We start from the raw sequence: 1475 nt of genomic DNA on the forward strand, positions 1-1475 counted from the left end.
ACTCTGTTTAATCAAAAGAACAGCTATAAACAGAGAAGTTAATAAATAGGGATAAAGTGAAGTCCGTCTCTTTCTGGGAGTAATATAGCTAGGTTTAGTCTTAGCTCGTAATCTCGTTTGTAGGATGCGACCCATCGAATAGGTACACCCTCCACCACTATCGGAGTTAAACGCTCTACCCGATTTTGACCACGTTGAAATCGTGGGTAGGCTCTACAAATTCATATTGTGCATTGATTGTTTGTAGCTCCCAAGTGCCATAGCTTTTAGTTAGCTCCAACACACCATAGACCGCGTTATTTGCATGTCGGAATGCAGCTACGGGAGACATTCTCTTTATTAACCCTGCGGTAAACAGGCCAGAGATAAGGTCACCGACACCAACCGGTTGTTGAGCAAATTCAATGTTCGGTCGTTGGGCTAAATAACATGCCTTTTTCGTTGCTAAAATCATACTGAACGCGTCATCGGATAATGAGTGAAGATGCTTCACGAGCACCATCTTTGGACCAAGCTCCAATGCTTTCTTACATGCTGTAACCGCGTCATAAAGGGAGAGGATTTTAATGCCGGTCAATTCACTTAGTTCAAATTGGTTTGGCACTATAACATCGGCAATAGGAAGCAAGTGTTTAGTAATGGCGGTTCTAACGCCATCCTCAACGATACAACCTTTATCTGGGTCTCCCATTACAGGGTCACAAACATAGAGTGCACTGTGGTTCTTTTCTTTAACTAAATTAACCGACTCGGCAACCGCTTTACATTGGTCTGCGCTTCCCTGATAACCCGATAGGATCGCACCACAGTCTTTCAGTACGTTGATGTTGTCTAAGCCTCGAATCAAGTTTCGAATATCATCTGAGCCGAATGTTTGCCCGGTCCAACCTTGTTGATATTGAGTGTGATTAGAGAACTGAACAGTGTGGATTGGCCACACATCGAGTCCCATTCTTTGGATTGGAAAAACCGCAGAACTGTTTCCTGCATGCCCGTAAACCACGTGAGATTGAATAGAAATAATGCTTTTCATGCGTCGCTCTTTCAGTTTGAAATGGATTTGAATACTTGGATAAGACGACTAAATAAACACAACGGAACATCAAGATAGGAAGTTTTATCGATCTAACCACTGTGCTTATTTGGTCGGAATAGCCTCGACATCGCCGAGGCTTATTCTTAATGAGTTGGACGTCATCGGCTTTAAATCATGTATTTGATTCTAAGCCAGACTTGAACTTATGCGTCTTGAAACTCAGCGAAGTACTCATCCAATACAGTGCGTGTTGCACGGCCGATTAGCTCGTACTCGTGGTGAGTAAGGTTCGCTAGTGATACACGTACTGATGCGTGTACTGTGTCGAAACCTTTACCAGGTAGTAAGATTACGCCGGTTTCGTGAGCAAGACGGAATAGGAAGTCTTTACCTTTCTCGTTAGCTTTGAACCAGTCGAGAAACTCTTGACCGTAAAGTT

Annotated in this window: 1 protein-coding gene and 1 pseudogene; both read right to left on the reverse strand. The window is 43.3% G+C overall.

All coding sequences use genetic code 11. The features are described from left to right. Positions 1 to 175: 175 nt before the first annotated feature. The gene (gene pdxY / locus AB4583_RS21265; protein ID WP_017068366.1) at positions 176 to 1033 is read right to left on the reverse strand and encodes a pyridoxal kinase PdxY; all 858 of its coding nucleotides are present in this window, start codon (positions 1031 to 1033) and stop codon (positions 176 to 178) included. Between the two features lie 206 nt (positions 1034 to 1239). Continuing rightward, positions 1240 to 1475 (reverse strand): annotated as a pseudogene (locus AB4583_RS21270) (bifunctional aspartate transaminase/aspartate 4-decarboxylase); the annotation flags it as partial.

Source organism: Vibrio sp. 10N.222.49.C12, from assembly GCF_041475025.1.
Taxonomy (GTDB): Bacteria; Pseudomonadota; Gammaproteobacteria; order Enterobacterales; family Vibrionaceae; genus Vibrio; species Vibrio crassostreae_C.